Origin of the sequence: Ruegeria aquimaris, from assembly GCF_025751555.1 — a bacterium.
GTDB lineage: Bacteria > Pseudomonadota > Alphaproteobacteria > Rhodobacterales > Rhodobacteraceae > Ruegeria_B > Ruegeria_B aquimaris.
Window position 1 is genome coordinate 1 of record NZ_JAOWLB010000007.1, and the last position, 14,498, is coordinate 14,498.

Here is a 14,498-nt window from a genome sequence, read left to right on the forward strand (position 1 = left end):
AGCTGGTCTCCATCGCAGATACCAGCTTGAATCACGTTCAGCGCTGCCTGTGAATCCCTTTTGTCAACACGGCCTAAGATATTCCTTCTGTGGCGGCATGCATTCGCGGCGCGGCGCTTGTACGCCTATTGACCACGAGAAACCCGCTTCACGATTGCCCTTGCATAGATCGGCAGCCAGGGAGAATTGTCGTAGGTGTTAGAAAACCAGACGACCGCCATGTCATTGCTCGGAGAGATGTAAATGCACTGGCCGTTTTTGCCAGACTTGTAGAGATCGCCGTCCTCAAAGACCGCGTCCCACTGGTAGGATGCATGGGTCGGGGCATCGTCGAAGTCCCTGAGCATCCGGCTGCCCATGTCGCTCTCCGGATTGAAGAAGGCGGCTGAATTGCCGGAGCTGTAGACCTTCTCGAAATAGGCATCGTCCACCACTCGGGTTTCGGACACCGTCGACCAGCTCGGAGTGAAAAGGAGCGCGAACCGCGCCTTGTCCCGCAAACGGGCGGCAAACACGCCGCCGTTCAGCGGTTCGCCGATCGGAGTTGTCGCCATTTCGCCGTCGCCTTCCATTCCCGCCATGGACCAGATGCGCTCGCTGAAGACATCGGTGAACTTGCTGCCGGTGACTTTTTCAATGACAACGCCCAGAATGTGGGTGTTGAAGGTGGAGTAATCGAACTGGGTGCCGGGTTCCCTGTAGCGCTTCACGTCTCCCATTATGGCAAAGATGGAGGGATCGGGCGTCGCCCCTTTTGGACTGAATGCAAAGGCATAAGCCCGCGCGACCGGCGTCTCCGGATTGGCGATGTTCGCCGCATTCTCCACCAGGTCCATTCCCGACTGCTGATGGAGGATATCGGCCAGTGTGATACCCTCCCAATCCGTGCCCTTGTAGTCCGGGATATAGTCGGTCACGTCGTCCTCGAGGGACAGCAGGCCGTCCTGCTCCAGCATATGCATGATCAGCCCGGTTACGACCTTGGTTGAGGACATCCAGACATGGTTGGCGTTTCGGGGCATGCCGGGATACTTTTCGTAGACGATCTTTCCCTGCTTCAGCACGATGATGCCCTGCATCCTCGAACGTTCGTCAGCCAGCACTTCTTCAAGCGTCAGGTTGCCGAGGGGGCCATCCACCTTGAACGTGCCAATGGAAGGGTCGATGTCTACCTCAAGGGTCGAGACGTAGTCCGAGCGGAAAACCTTGGAGACCGGCAGGACCTCGCTGAGGTTCAGGAACCCATACGTGCCGATGTCATCGCCGATGACGAAGCTTTTGGCATTGTAGTTTTCGATGAAACGCCTCGAATCCTCGGCGCTGAACCCGTCGGCCCATTCCGAAACGGGCGTGAGGTCGTCGGGAATGGGATACGCGTCCTGTGCCACCGCCGTTCCACCTACTCCCACGATCAGGAAGAGAGCGATCGAAATTAGGCCTCTGAACTTCAGAGGGCATATCTGCCTTCCTGCAATTTGAACCGACGACATTTCCTACCCCCCGGCCAGCATCTTCGCGGCGGCGCGCATGTAGGCGGGCAGCTTGATCTCGCCGTAGGGCGGCACATACGGCGTGGCGGAGAACATGACGGCAACGAAATCCCGCTCCGGATCGATGTAGATGCCCTGGCCGGTGTTGCCGTGCTTGTAGAGGGCGCCGTCCTCGAAAATGAAGTCGAACTGGTAGGCGCCCTTCACGGGCCTCTCGGCGAACAGGCCGAGCGCCTGAGCTTCCTTGGCGCCGCCTCGGAAGGCGACGGGGTCGCCGCTGGCGCGGATCAGGTTGAGCACCTCCGGCGTCACGATCTCGGTGTCGGAGAAGGTCCGCCAACTCGGCGTCCAGAGGGTAGCGTAGCGGGCCATGTCCTGCAGGGTGGAGGAGACGATCCCGAGATTGAGCGGCTGGCCGTCGGGTGCAAGATGCACCAGCAGCGGCATCCGCGCGGTCAGGTTGCCCCAGACCTCCCGCCCGATGACGTCGGAGACACGGATACCGGCAACGCCCTCGACGACCATGCCGAGAACGTGGGTGTTGAGCGAGGAATAGCGGAATTTCTCGCCCGGGGCCTCGCCCGGGAGCGGCTCAACTTCGCGCAGGACCTGCAGCCAGTCCTCGATCTCCACGCGCCGGTCCGGGCTGCCGAAGACGGAGAGCAGGAAGCGCACGAACACCGACTGGGGGTTCAGGATCGACTGGTTGTTCTCTTCGGTGTCGAGCCCGGTCGTGTGGTTGATCAGGTCGATGACCCTGACCTGATCCCAGACCGTACCGACGAGTTCCTCCACGTAGCGCGTCACCGAAGCGTCGGGATCGATCCGGCCCTCGGTGACGAACTTGGCCGCGAGAAGGCCGGTGATCGTCTTCGACGCCGAGGACCAGAGATGCACCTGCGTCGGCAGCATGCCGGGATAGGCCTCGTAGACGACCTTGCCCTCGTGCACCATCATCACTGCCTGATGGCGGAAGGTCGGGTGGACGATGTAGTCCTTCAGCGCCATCGGCCCCTCGCTGTCCGTCTCGATGACGATCTCCGGGATGCGCGGGTCGAGGACATACTCGAACGGCCTGTACTCGGCGTTCGGCACGACGAGATCGGTCCGCATGACCGAACTCACGTTCTGCAGGTAGTAGAGCGTGTGATCGCCGCCCATCTGTGCATGGAAGCTGTTGAAGGCCTTCTGCGCCTCGCTCACGAATGCCTTTGGGAAGGGCTCCTTCGCGGCCTCGACAGGTATCGTCACGCGGGCACCAGGCTTGCCAAGGGCCTCTTCGAGCGAAGCGCTTTGAGCCAAAGATACTGTCGGCGGCATCGACAGTATTGTAACGCACGCTGCGAGCACAGCGGCAACACTCGAGTACGTCATGTTTTTTCTCCTGCCTGCATGTGCGGCGTCATTTGTTCCGAAAGAGCTGTCGCACGATCTCTCGATCATAGACGTGAGCGCCAAGCACGATCAACTCCACGCTATTTGGGGAAGAGAAAGGAAACAAAAAAGCGAGCGCCCCAGCCTTCCGGACCGCCCGTGGGCGCTTCGGCCCAATAACGAATGCCGCCTCCGATTGAGATTGGCCGATTACCGATCATAACGACCTGCGAAACGACTCCAGCGATTGGCACAGACCAAGCATCGGTTTCCCAGTCGTATGTCGACTCTGACTGGAGCGTGAAACTTGTACCCGCCGGCGTTGTATAGGAGACAAACGGCTGCAGGAATGTCGCGTTGATCTTGGTGCCAGGATTATCGTCCAAGGACCAGAGGTGGTTCGCGAGTCCGCCATAGGTCCATGGCCCTTGCTGGCGCAGCGCAACGGCGGTCGGCCCTGCGGCGAAGCTGTCGGCCGAAAGCCCGTCCCGACCGGTCGGGTACAGGAAGACCGGCCCCGCGCCCCAAATCCAGCCCCCGGCAGTTGGTGCTTTCGGCGAGAAGAAGAAACTCTGGACCACATCGCCAAGACCCTGCCGGTCGATGCCGGGGCCGTCGAGGGATTGAACAGGCACGATCGTGCGGGTGATCAGGTTCCAGTTGCCGCCAAGATCGAAAGGAATGACCGGCTGGACGTTTAGGAGAAACCTTTCGGTATTGCCATTCAGACGGTCATAATTGAACTGCAGTGGAACGCTGACCAGGTTCGCGATCGGGTTCGCGAGCTCCTTGGCGAGTTCCTCGGCACCTCGCGCTCTCGCGGACCCGCCTGCGACAACACCTGCAGCCACGAGAATTGCCGAAAGGACCGCGGAGAAGATCTGGCTCTTGATGTTCATCTGATGCATGCCTTTCTACAGGAGCGGCTGCTTCTCTCAAACGCCCGCGAGCAGCACGCGCATTGGGCAGCCCACCAGGAGTCTTTTCATCGATAAGCCTAATCTGCGCAGCACGATCCCACGTTGACGTAAGTCAAGGAGTAACAGCTGCGCCCTCGCGCCTCCTTTCGGGCCCTTACCCATGTGTCCAGGTGCGCGGCGTGGCTTCCGATGCATTAGCCAACGGCCAACCCAACCGGACTTGATACAAAAGCCGCCACAAAACCAGCGGAGGGCCGCTTTCGGTAGCATTGCGGCAAAAACCAAGGGCAATCCGTCGGGCGATTAACCCGCTCTTGCGACATTGACCACCACCCAGGTCGTGCAGGTGCAGCGAATGACCGATCTGGCGAAGCTGCAACGCGGCACTCGCCTCGCGGACGAAGTTCCGCTTTGGGCCGCAAGCGGCGGATGCCCATCTTCAACCAACGCCCGTTTCGTCCCGCAGCTTGCTCGCTAACCCAATCTTGCCGACGGTTCGCAGTCGGTAGAAGCAGCCGTCAAGGTTGGCGCCCATTCATGGCCCCAACCCAACGGCCATACACCCCCCTGACCGCCTGTACAAAACGGTCAATGGGGGTGTTTCGGGCGGTACAAAACGGTCAATTCGGGGTCTCAGCGCCCCTTCCAGACCGGGTCGCGTTTCTCGGCGAAGGCGCGGGCGCCTTCCAGCTGGTCCTCGGACGAATAGAGAACATCCACCGTGCGCAGCTGCCTTTTGGTGATCCTGTTCATCGTGTCCTGGAACTTGGCGTCCTCTGCCTCGCGCACGATTTCCTTGATCGCGGCATAGACCAGCGGCGGGCCACTGGCGAGCAGCCGCGCCAATTCCCAAGCCCGATCAAGGAGTTGCGCGGATGGTACAATCTCGTTCACCAGCCCCCAGCGATGCGCCTCCTCGGCATCGAACCAGCGCCCGGTCAGCAAAAGCTCCATCGCGATATGGTAAGGGATACGCTTGGGCAGCTTGACGCTGGCCGCATCCGCCACCGTGCCCGAGCGGATTTCCGGCAGTGCAAACGTCGCATGATCCGCCGCCAAAATCATATCCGCCGACAGCGCCAGCTCCAACCCGCCACCACAGGCGATGCCGTTCACCGCAGCGATCACCGGCTTGTTCATATCGCGCAGTTCCTGCAAGCCGCCAAAACCGCCGACACCGTAATCACCATCCACCGCGTCGCCATCGGCAGCAGCCTTTAAGTCCCAGCCAGGGCAGAAGAATTTCTCTCCGCCCCCGGTGATGATCGCCACCCGCAGATCGGGGTCGTCGCGGAACTCGCGGAACACCTCGCCCATGATCCGGCTGGTGGCCAGGTCGATCGCATTGGCTTTCGGCCGGTCCAGCGTGACCTCAAAAATGGCGCCGTCGCGGCGGGTTTTCACGGGGGTATCGCTCATCACATCCTGTCCAATCTTGCAAAAGGGTCGTTCTCGGGGTCACGGTTGGCGACATATTCGGCCCAATTGGCGGCCTTTTCCGCCGCCTCGGGTCCCAAGAGGCGCGCCAGCACATCAAGGCTCATGTCTATCCCCGCCGACACGCCCGACGATGTCAGAAACCGGCCATCGGCCACCCAGCGCGCCGAAGCGCGCCAGTCCACCTTGTCCGACTGGGACGCGACCCAGTCAAAGGCCAGCTTGTTGGTGGTCGCCGCCCGCCCGTCCAGCAGACCCGCGCGCGCCAGCAGCGCGGCACCAGTGCAGACGCTGGTGACCAGTTCGGCCTTTTCCGAGGCGGCGCGCAACCAGTCGATCAAGGCGGCATTGTCCACCTCGCGCCGGGTGCCGCGCCCTCCGGGCACCAGCAGCAGGTCATAATCCACGCCATCAGCGAACACCCGGTCCGGCATCACGGCTGGACCGCCCGAGGCGCGCACCGGCGCGGCAAGCTCAGCTACCGCCAGGATCTCGATCTGGTCGGGAAACATGGCGAACATCTCCAGCGGTCCGAAATAGTCGAGCATCTCAAAGCCTTCGAAGAAAACCGCTGCCAGTTTCCGCATAGCTCACCCCTGCCGGATCAGTGCATCGACCGCCACCGCCCGGTCCGGTGTGGCGAGCAGCGGGTTGATCTCAACCTCGCCCAGCGTATCGGTATGGGCAAGAACATAGTCCTGCACCGCCGCGACAGCTTCCAGAACGGCATCTATGTCAGCCCCCGGCTTGCCGCGATAACCCGCCAAGAGCGGCGCGATGCGCAACCGACCGAGTGCCGCGCGAATATCCTCGGGCACTGCGGGTACCAACTGCGACACGGTATCCTGCATCAACTCGGTGAGCACCCCACCCGCGCCCAGTGTCAACACGAACCCATGCGCCGGGTCGCGGATGACCCCGATCAGCAGCTCGGCCACAGCGTCGCTCACCATCTCCTCGATCAGTACCTCCGGCGTGCCGATCTCGGCGGCGACGCGGGCCACATCCGCTGCGGCCACACCCAATCGCACGGCCCCATGTTCAGACTTGTGCGCAAGACCGGTGCCCTTGACGGCGAAGGGGCTTGGCAGGCCCGCAAGCATCTGGTCGATTTCCCTCGACCCACTGGCCCTGAAGCTGCGGGGCACCACCAACCCATGCGCCGACAATGCCCCCTTGGCTTCGGCTTCGCCAAGAGTACGCGCGGCTTCGCCATGCCCGGGCAAGCAAAGTGGCACGAGATGTGGTGCCCGAATCGCGGCTGCCGCCTCAGCCGCCGCCAAGGCCTCGCGCAGACCCATGAAGGGGACAACGCCGCCTGCCATCAACTCGGCCGCGATGTCAGCGGGCATCAGTTCCGGCAGGGTCGCCACCACCGCAAAGGGTGCGCCTGTCTTGGCGCGCACCTTCAACGCCGCGCCTGTCGCGCAGGTCCAGTCGGTCGGATCGGTGACCGGGTAATCAACGATCGAGAAGGTCAGCGCAATCCCGTCCCCGGTCATCCCCGCCCAGGCGGCAGCCATGGCATCGGTGTCGCGCCAGATATAGGTGTTGTAATCCAAAGGGTTGTTCAGCGCCACCATCGGCCCCAGCGCGGTCCGCAACATCTGGCTCTGCCGCGCCGTCAGCTTGGGAAAACGCAAGCCCATGCCAACCGACATATCGGCAATCAGGCTCGCCTCGCCACCCGAACAGCTGATCGAGGCAATGTCGGACCCAGACAGAGGCCCGTAGCAATGCAGGAGTTTCAACGTCTCCAGCAGGTCGGGCAAGGCCCCAAGCCGGGGAATGCCAAGCCGGTCCAGCAGTGCCTGCGCGCCCGCGTCACTGCCGGCCAGCGAGGCGGTGTGCGAAATCGTCGCCTGTTGCGCCTGTTCCGAGGCACCAACCTTGAGCGCGACCAGCGGCACGCCCTTGCGGTGCGCCTTGGCCGCCAGCGCCTCCCAATCGCGCAGGTTACCGAACCCTTCAATATGCAGGCCAATCGCGGTGACACGCGGATCATCCAGCAAACCGGCGGCAATCTGCGCCTGGCTGGTTTGCGCCATGTTCCCGCAGGTCACCACATAGGCGATGGGCAGGCCGCGCTGCTGCATGGTCAGGTTGATCGCGATGTTCGAACTTTGCGTCAGGATCGCCACACCGCGCTCAACCCTGCTGCACCCGTGCTGGTCCGGCCACAACAGTGCGCCATCGAGCGCATTGACAAACCCATAACAATTTGGCCCCAGGATCGGCATGCCGCCCGCCGCCGCCACCAGCGCGGTTTGCAGATCGCCGCCGGTCTCGTCCTCGGCCAAAGCCTCGGAAAATCCGCTGGCGAAACAGACCGCACCGCCCGCCCCCATGGCCGAGAGCAACGATACCGCCTCGACCGTGGCATGGCGGTTGATACCGACAAAAGCCGCATCGGGCGCGGCCGGCAGATCCTCCAGCCGGGCAAAGGCCGGATACCCCTCAACCGCATCGGCTTTGGGATGCACCGGCCAGATGGCGCCGTCATAGCCCATGCGCCGACATTGCACGATCACTTGACGGCACCACGCGCCGCCGCCGATTACCGCGATCGACCGCGGCTGGAACAACCGCGCCAAACCTTTGGTCATGACAGTCCCCTGCCCTTTCACTTTGCTGAAAATACTCCCGCCGGAGGCATCACGCCCCCAACGGGCGCAGCAGGTCTCGGCTGATGATGTGGCGCTGGATTTCGCTGGTCCCGTCCCAGATCCGCTCGACCCGTGCATCGCGCCAGAACCGTTCGATGGGGAAATCGTCCATCAACCCCATACCGCCGAATATCTGCAACGTGGTGTCGGTGACCCGCGCCAGCATCTCGCTGGCATAGACCTTGGCGCTGGCGATCTCGCGGTTGGCTGGCAGTCCCTGATCCAACCGCCAGGCCCCCGCAAGGGTCAGCCAGTCGGCGGCGTCGATCTCTGTGATCATGTCGGCGATCTGGAAGCCCACGCCCTGGAACTTGCCGATCTCCTGTCCAAACTGCTTGCGCTCGGCGGCGTAGTTCAGTGCATAGTCAAAACAGCGACGTGCGCGACCGACGCAGAAGGCCGCAACCGTCAGCCGTGTGGCATAGAGCCATTCGTTCATCACCGCAAAACCGCCGTCCACCTCGCCCAGTACCTGTGCGTCCGACAGACGACAGTCGTCAAAGCTGAGGATGCAGTTCTTGTAACCCTTGTGGCTGACCGAGTTGTAGCCGTTGCGCACCGTGAAGCCCGGCGTGCCTCGATCAACAAGAAAGGCGGTGATCCGTTTCTTGGGTCCTTTCGGGGTCTCGTCCACGCCGGTGGCGACGAAGACGATGAAGAAATCCGCGTGTTCGGCACCCGAGATGAAGTGTTTCGTGCCGTTCACCACCCAGTCGCCGCCCTTGCGCACCGCCTGGCATTTCATGCCGCGCACATCCGAGCCCGCATCGGGTTCGGTCATCGCCAGCGCGTCCATCCGTTCACCGCGCACGGCGGGCAGCAGATAACGTTCGCGCTGCTCGGGATTGCAGGCCATCAGGATGTTCTGCGGCCTGCCAAAGAAATGCGTCAGCGCCATCGAGCCACGCCCCAGCTCGCGCTCGACCAGGGTAAAATCAAGATGGCTGAGGCCCGCCCCGCCGACCTCTTCGGGGAAGTTGCAGGCGTAAAAGCCCAGGTCAATCACCTTGCGCTTGATCTCTTCGCCAAGTTCATGGGGCACCTGCCCGGTGCGCTCCACTTCGGCTTCGTGGGGATAGATCTCGTTCTCCACAAAACTGCGGACAGTGGAGACGATCATCTCCTGTTCTTCGGTCAGGCCAAAATACATGGCGCACGCTCCCTCATGCGAATTCGGGTACAGGAAATCCGGGCTTGCGAGATAGTGTCGTGCCAACTTAGATGCTGATCATGCAAAGTTCACCCAAAATTCTGCAACAAACCCAGACCATCGACTTTCTTCTGTTCGACGCGTTTTCCAACCATTGCCTGGCCAACACGGTCGAGCCGCTGCGGGCGGCCAACACTTTGTCTCGACGCCCGCTTTATGCCTGGCGCTTTCTGACCCTCGACGGCGCGCCGGTACACAGCTCCTCCGGCATGCAGGTTTCGCCACACGAACGTCTGGACCACGGGCATGGGTCCATGTTGGTGGTCATGCCATCCTATGGCTTTCGCGGGCATGAAGGCTGGCGCACGCTGCGTGCCCTGACCTCTGCCGCGAAGCGCTATTCGGTTCTGGCGGGGCTCGACACTGGCAGCTGGCTGCTGGCGCGCGCAGGGCTGTTGGACGGTCACCGCGCCACGATCCATTGGGAAGAGCTTTCGAGCTTTGCGGAGACCTTTCCGCAGGTTCAGACGCTGCGCGAAAGGTTTGTCATCGACGGGCCCCGGATCACCTGTTCGGGCGCGATGGCGGCCTTTGACCTTGTGATGCATCTGATCGGGCAGGATCACGGGCAGTTGCTGTCGTTGGAGGTTGCCCAGCTGTTCATGACCCGGGATTCGGCCAGGTCACATGGAGCGCCTGCCGGGATCGGCCGCCGGTCGGTCAACAAGGCAGTGATGGCCATGCAGGACAATCTGGAACGGCCGTTGTCCATCGCACAGATCGCGCGCCAGGCCGGCTGCACCCAAAAGACGCTTGAAGCCCGGATGATGGCCGAACTCAAGGCGACCCCGCAAGCCGTCTATCGCAGGCTGCGGTTGAACCTTGCGCGCAAGCTGGTCACCGAGTCCGATCAACCGGTGTCCGAAATCGCCGCACGCTGCGGTTATGAGAACGCCAGCGCCATGACACGGGCGTTCCGTGCGGAATTCGGCCACCCCCCGCGCGTGTTGCGCAACGGGGATCAGATCGCCGCTGTCCAGACCCGGTAACGGTCCTGCCCGGTCATCTCGCGGATCAGCCCCCGGCGGGTGAACAGATCGAGATTGCGTTGCACGGCGGCGCGCGACGCGCCCGACTTCGCTTCGGCCAGCGGCGCGGTCACCATCGGCCAGGCCGCCATGACCGAGATCAGGGCCGGAGGTGTCCGTCCGCTCAAATCAGCCGTCGCGGTTTCAGCCCGGGCACGCCAGGCCGCGATCCGCTCCAGATGCAAAAGCGCCGCGACAACCGCTTGCGCCGAGCCGCGCAGCCAGGCGCCCAGTTTCTGCTCCGGGTCGCCAATGCCGCGCAAGGCGCCAGGCCCCGACAGCGCCAATGGCAGGAACAGGGCCGCGCCGCGCCCCATGCTGGCCCCGTGGCGCGCGGCCAGAACCACGGCCTCGACCGCTGTCGACCGGCCTTGACCAAGCGCCATCCAGCTGTGGAACATCATCGCGGCCCGCGTTGCCGGATGCAGGGTGGCCGCGCCCTCCATCACCTCGGCCAGATCGGCGATGGTGTCGGGAATGGCTTCGCCGTCGACAGCGTTCCGGCCCAGAAAGTCTGACAGACCGCCCAACCAGCCGCCCGCATCGGGCGCGGGGCCGCCGCTCAACCTGCGCACCGCCCATCCGGCACGTGCCAATGCCTGGGTGTCATCGGCTGTCGCGCTCAGACGCAATCCGGTCCAGAGCGCCAGCCGTTCGGGGCTGATCCGGTCACCCGCCCACCAGCCGAGATCGGCGACCTCGAGCAAGGCCAGCCTGTGGGTCCATTCCGCAGGCCCGGCGCGCAACCGCTCTTCCAGCGCGCCGAACTGAAACGCGAGATCCGCCAGTTCGTTGGAGTATCCGGCCTGTGCTGACCGCCAATCAGCCGGATCGAACAGCAGCCGTGGCCGTGCGCGCGGGGCTGGAATCAGCGGGTCCTGCGCGTCGTCATCCTCGGGACCGGGCAGAAACCACAGATCCTCTTCGGCGACGGGGTCGCTGTCAAACGGCCCTTCGGGGTCGATGTCAGGCAAAGACGTATCGGGTTGCGGTCTCATAAGGTCAGTATAACGCGGCGCGCCCGGACCGGATACCGATTGTCACCCGCGCCGGGCCTGTTGTTCGGCCCGGTTCCGCGCCACCAGCTCCTTGTAAAGCGAGCGGATGCGCATCATCACCGGCCCGGCCCTGCCGGTACCGATGGGCTTGCCGTCAATCGAGGCCACCGGGGTCTGGGCGCCGAAAGTGCCGGTCAGAAACGCCTCGTCGGCGCCATAGGCCTCGTAGAGGGAGAAGTTCTTCTCGAACACCGGGATACCATTGTCACGGCAGAGGTCGATCACCTTTTGCCGAGTCACCCCGTTCATGCAGTAATCCCCGGTCGAGGTCCAGACCTCACCCCGCCGCACAATGAAGAAGTTGCAGGCATTGGTCGTGTTCACGAACCCATGCGGATCCAGCATCAGCGCCTCGTCCGCGCCCGCCTGCTCGGCCTGCAAGCAGGCGATCACACAGTTCAGCTTGGAATGGCTGTTGAACTTGGGGTCCTGACTGTGCGGCAAGCCGCGTACTTGCGGCACCGAGGCAAGCCGGACCCCGCGCCGCTGCACATCCTCGGACGGGCGCGAGTGTTCGATGATCGCAACGATGGTAGGGCCCCATTTCGACAGGCCGGGATGCTGGAACGGTTTGGCCTTGCGTCCACGCGTGATCATCAGGCGGCAATGGGCGTCGCTGGTCATGCCATTGGCCGCTGCCGTCCGGTCAAGAATCCCGCGAATTTCCTCGGGTGTCTTGCCGATATCCAGCGATACCGCCTTGCACGAGTTGAACAGCCTGTCCATGTGTTCGTCGAAAAAGGCCCATTCCCCATCATAGAGCCGCATGCCCTCCCACATGCCGTCGCCCAGCATGAAACCGCTGTCATAGACTGAAACCTTGGCCTCGTCCTTGTGGACCAGTTCGCCGTCGACATAGATCAGGATATCGCGGTTGCGGGCGTCTTCCTCGGCGTCATGGGTTGTCTTGCCGGGGGCATGGGCATCGGTTGTCATCTGTCATCCTGCTGGCTAGTCGCGGCAGAGATTAGGATCAGGTCCGCCGATCCGCAATGGCCGCAATCGCCTGGGGCGGTGGCATCTGGTCGATGCATTTCGTGGCCATGCTGGGCCCCTACGAAGTACGAGGCCACAAACTGGTCGGCTGACAATGAATGCGATCCTCTCCAATGCAACCCGCGATCTGGTCGGGTTCCTCTACGAGTGGGACAAAGAGGACCTTCAACCCGCCTGGTTCGATGGTGCCGTGAAAGGGGTTCGCTATGAACCCATGAAGCGCGAGAAGGTGCGGGAGTCCCTTGATGTGCAGACATCCGCGCAAGAGCGCCGAAACCCGTTGAATCTCGAAGGCGACTAGCCGCCGCACCCTTTTCGGCCAAGGCAGGTTACCCGCCAAGCAGACACTCTGAGCGATAGAGTTGACTTCTATGCCTCAGAAATGATCTAAATATGAGTTATAGAAAGGATGTCTATAACTCATGCCCTGGAATTGGACGCTGCCCGATTGGCCGGGTTTCCGGTATGACGCCTCTGCTCTGGAGCCGTTTGAGCAGACGTTCCTGCTGTCGTCCGGAGAAATCCTCGGCGCGGTCCATCATGTCAGCCAGCCGGAACGCGAGCAACTCCGCATCGAACTGCTCAGCGAGGAAGCGATGCAGACGAGCGCCATCGAGGGTGAAATCCTCGATCGGCTCAGTGTGCAATCTTCGCTGCGCCGCCATCTGGGCCTCGATCCGGACAGCTACCCTGCCAAACCGCGCGAACAGGGCGTCGCGGAAATGATGGTCGACGTCTATTCCAGTTTTGCAGAGCCGCTGATCCATGAGACACTGTACCGCTGGCATCGGATGCTCCTGTCCCATGACCGCCGGTTGGAAACCATCGGGGCCTACCGACACCACGCCGAAGCGATGCAAATCGTTTCCGGCCGCCTTGACCGGCCCACGATCCATTTCGAAGCGCCGCCCTCGGAGCGGGTCATGCCCGAGATGGAGCGATACGCGGATTGGTTCAACAAGACCGGGCCGGGGGGAGCAGAGCCGCTTCCAGCGCTGACGCGCGCAGGGCTAAGCCACCTCTATTTCGAGAGTATCCACCCATTCGAAGACGGCAACGGCCGCTTGGGCCGCGCCCTCGCTGAAAAGTCGCTGGCGCAGAACATTGGCCAGCCGACCCTCATCTCGCTCGCCTGCACCATCGAGAAGGAGCGCAAGGCTTACTACGACCAACTCGAGCAGCATCAAAAAACGCTTCAGGTGACCGATTGGCTCGTCTGGTTCGCGGAAACTGTCTTGAAGGCCCAACAGGTCACACTCGACCGTGTCGGCTTCTTCATCAGCAAGGCACACTTCTACGATCGTCACAGAGACCACTTGAACGAACGCCAGGCCAAGGCCATCGCTCGAATGTTTCGGGAAGGCCCTGGCGGTTTCAAAGGCGGCCTCAGCGCCGACAACTACATCAAGATCACCGGAACCTCACGCGCAACCGCAACCCGCGATCTTCAGGACCTGGTCGAAAAAGGTGCGCTCAGCCGAACCGGTGAAAGACGCCATACAAGGTACTGGTTGAACCTGAATGAGCGGGGGCGGTCGCAATGACAGACGTGCGTGTGACAAAACGAAATCCTTATCTCGTTGGGCCGACTGTCTGGGATTTTGCCGAGTGCACGGATCTAGCTGTCTGATCCCGCGGTTTGACGGTGAGATCCTTTCCGTGGAACGAAAGGAAACCTTATGAGACAAGTTCGGCGCGGCAGCGCCACGCCCTGTTACCCGGCAGCTCTCTGAACCGCCCCGGATTTACCGGAGCGGTTCACCATCCTAAATCCGATCCACAAGATGCCGGGAGTAAACAACTAAGTGACACGCCCGGAAATCCGGCTCGATGGGGCCCAGTGGAACGGGAAACCATAAAGTTGATGGAGTTCGCCAAAGGATTCGATGAACCCCTCCTTGATGGCTCGCTGTAAGGAGTTGATCAAAAATCCGGAAACCGAATTGGAAGCCAAGGTCGTGCTCAAGATCGGCCCGGTCAAGGCAAGGTTCGGCGGGGCCGTGAATCTCGAAACCTCAGGCGCACCGGATCCATTGTTGCTGACCGGCAAGGCAGCGGCGGCGGCCCTTGCCATGCCAAGGGCGGCGCGTATGCTACCCTCGTCGAAACAGATGGAAAACCGTCCTGACCTATCAGCCAAGGCCGAAATCACCGGAAAGCTGGCGCAACTGGGCAGCCGGTTGATCCAGGGCACGGCAAAGAAACCGGCCGCCTGCTTCTTTCAGAAATTCGCCAAGGTTGTCGATAACATCGACGCCTGACACCCGGGCCAAAACAAGCCCGTTGCCAATTTGATCAAAAAGCGGCATCTACCATGGG

14 protein-coding genes are annotated in these 14,498 nt (G+C 62.2%); 5 read left to right on the forward strand and 9 right to left on the reverse strand.

Going from position 1 to position 14,498, the window contains the following annotated elements; all coding sequences use genetic code 11:
• Positions 1-125: 125 nt before the first annotated feature.
• The 7 genes from OE747_RS11510 to OE747_RS11540 all read right to left on the reverse strand — a co-directional run bounded on the left by OE747_RS11510 (position 126) and on the right by OE747_RS11540 (position 9,037).
• Complete coding sequence (locus OE747_RS11510) at positions 126-1,388, reverse strand: serine hydrolase domain-containing protein (RefSeq protein WP_263828747.1); 1,263 nt, start codon at positions 1,386-1,388, stop codon at positions 126-128.
• 105 nt (positions 1,389-1,493) lie between these two features.
• Positions 1,494-2,864: a serine hydrolase domain-containing protein gene (locus OE747_RS11515; RefSeq protein ID WP_263828748.1), complete on the reverse strand. Its 1,371-nt coding sequence runs from the start codon at positions 2,862-2,864 to the stop codon at positions 1,494-1,496.
• A 101-nt stretch (positions 2,865-2,965) separates the two neighbouring features.
• Positions 2,966-3,772 carry a transporter gene (locus OE747_RS11520; protein WP_263828749.1) on the reverse strand — a complete coding sequence of 269 codons (807 nt, stop codon included), beginning with the start codon at positions 3,770-3,772 and terminating at the stop codon, positions 2,966-2,968.
• 645 nt (positions 3,773-4,417) lie between these two features.
• Positions 4,418-5,203 carry a carnitinyl-CoA dehydratase gene (locus tag OE747_RS11525; RefSeq protein WP_263828750.1) on the reverse strand — a complete coding sequence of 262 codons (786 nt, stop codon included), beginning with the start codon at positions 5,201-5,203 and terminating at the stop codon, positions 4,418-4,420.
• Positions 5,203-5,808: a DJ-1/PfpI family protein gene (locus OE747_RS11530; protein ID WP_263828751.1), complete on the reverse strand. Its 606-nt coding sequence runs from the start codon at positions 5,806-5,808 to the stop codon at positions 5,203-5,205. The genes OE747_RS11525 and OE747_RS11530 overlap by 1 nt, the downstream gene beginning before the upstream one ends.
• Before the next feature lie 3 nt (positions 5,809-5,811).
• Positions 5,812-7,827 (reverse strand): acetate--CoA ligase family protein, encoded by a 2,016-nt coding sequence (locus OE747_RS11535; protein ID WP_263828752.1) that lies wholly within the window; start codon positions 7,825-7,827, stop codon positions 5,812-5,814.
• A gap of 49 nt (positions 7,828-7,876) precedes the next feature.
• Positions 7,877-9,037 carry an acyl-CoA dehydrogenase family protein gene (locus OE747_RS11540; protein WP_263390040.1) on the reverse strand — a complete coding sequence of 387 codons (1,161 nt, stop codon included), beginning with the start codon at positions 9,035-9,037 and terminating at the stop codon, positions 7,877-7,879.
• 80 nt (positions 9,038-9,117) lie between these two features.
• Here OE747_RS11540 and OE747_RS11545 point away from each other — a divergent pair, with 80 nt between their 5' ends.
• Positions 9,118-10,086, forward strand: coding sequence for a GlxA family transcriptional regulator (locus OE747_RS11545; RefSeq protein ID WP_263828753.1), 969 nt, complete (start codon positions 9,118-9,120; stop codon positions 10,084-10,086).
• Here the strand turns inward: OE747_RS11545 and OE747_RS11550 are convergent.
• Together OE747_RS11550 and OE747_RS11555 are read right to left on the reverse strand one after the other, a co-directional pair.
• Positions 10,059-11,123 carry a hypothetical protein gene (locus tag OE747_RS11550; RefSeq protein WP_263828754.1) on the reverse strand — a complete coding sequence of 355 codons (1,065 nt, stop codon included), beginning with the start codon at positions 11,121-11,123 and terminating at the stop codon, positions 10,059-10,061. The two genes, OE747_RS11545 and OE747_RS11550, sit on opposite strands and share 28 nt — an antisense overlap.
• Before the next feature lie 42 nt (positions 11,124-11,165).
• Positions 11,166-12,119 (reverse strand): aminotransferase class IV, encoded by a 954-nt coding sequence (locus OE747_RS11555; protein ID WP_263828755.1) that lies wholly within the window; start codon positions 12,117-12,119, stop codon positions 11,166-11,168.
• A gap of 56 nt (positions 12,120-12,175) precedes the next feature.
• Here OE747_RS11555 and OE747_RS24670 point away from each other — a divergent pair, with 56 nt between their 5' ends.
• The 4 genes from OE747_RS24670 to OE747_RS11570 all read left to right on the forward strand — a co-directional run bounded on the left by OE747_RS24670 (position 12,176) and on the right by OE747_RS11570 (position 14,440).
• Positions 12,176-12,271 (forward strand): MHYT domain-containing protein, encoded by a 96-nt coding sequence (locus OE747_RS24670; RefSeq protein ID WP_404818312.1) that lies wholly within the window; start codon positions 12,176-12,178, stop codon positions 12,269-12,271.
• A 2-nt stretch (positions 12,272-12,273) separates the two neighbouring features.
• The gene (locus OE747_RS11560) at positions 12,274-12,480 is read left to right on the forward strand and encodes a hypothetical protein (protein WP_263828756.1); all 207 of its coding nucleotides are present in this window, start codon (positions 12,274-12,276) and stop codon (positions 12,478-12,480) included.
• A gap of 121 nt (positions 12,481-12,601) precedes the next feature.
• Entirely contained in the window at positions 12,602-13,723 is a 1,122-nt protein-coding gene (locus tag OE747_RS11565) for a Fic family protein (protein ID WP_263828757.1), read from the forward strand.
• A gap of 399 nt (positions 13,724-14,122) precedes the next feature.
• Positions 14,123-14,440 (forward strand): SRPBCC domain-containing protein, encoded by a 318-nt coding sequence (locus OE747_RS11570; RefSeq protein WP_404818313.1) that lies wholly within the window; start codon positions 14,123-14,125, stop codon positions 14,438-14,440.
• Positions 14,441-14,498: the final 58 nt, after the last annotated feature.